This is a genomic window from Streptococcus lishijunsis (assembly GCF_047290665.1).
GTDB lineage: Bacteria > Bacillota > Bacilli > Lactobacillales > Streptococcaceae > Streptococcus.
In genome coordinates this window covers 1-686 of the sequence record NZ_JBLBUC010000056.1, presented here as the reverse complement: position 1 = coordinate 686, position 686 = coordinate 1, and the positions used below count along the sequence as shown (strand labels likewise).

At 37.5% G+C, this 686-nt stretch carries 1 pseudogene; it reads left to right on the top strand.

From position 1 onward, the window contains the following. Positions 1–143: 143 nt before the first annotated feature. Positions 144–625: pseudogene (locus ACLN19_RS09120) on the top strand (transposase); the annotation flags it as partial. Between the last annotated feature and the right edge of the window lie 61 nt (positions 626–686).

Below are 686 nucleotides of genomic sequence, written 5' to 3'. Positions count from 1 at the left end.
GGTGCTAGTCAAATTCACAATAGAAGAAAAAGCCCAAAAGGACTAGACTGTAAGTGATGAAACAAACAGGAAGTTGTCCAAATGAGCCACTTACAGTATACCGCTAAATCTCATCATTTAAAATAGAATATAACGCAATTATCAAAATTTATCGCCTATTTCCTTGGGGTAGAATGCTTGAGAGAAGTCGTTTTAATTGTTGTTTTGGACAGTTGATTGGGTTGCTACAACTCATTCGGCAAACTATGAATACCCAAATGTCTTCTCAAGCCATTGTTATCATAGATAGTTTTCCTTTATCGCTTTGCCAGTCTGTTAGGAATTGTCGCGTAAACATTTTGGATGGACTGGAAGACATTGACTACAATGCGTCTAAACACAGTTGGTTTTATGAGTTTAAGGTTCATATGTTAGTCACCTTATCAGGCTATATTCTAAACTACATCGTCACACCAGCTTCTGTTCATGATAGCAAAGTAGCAGAGGAGTTGCCGGAAGGGGGGGTAAGAAGCACAATGATTGGAGATTGTTGGCTATGAGACGAAGTACTGAAGCTCGTTTCTCTAAGTTGTGTGCTTTATTTGATATTGAACACTCGCTTGCTAGAAGCTTATCTGGAGTATAAATTAGACTCATACAAATCCTAATGGACTACAATATGAACTATTTTGAATTTAACTAGCACT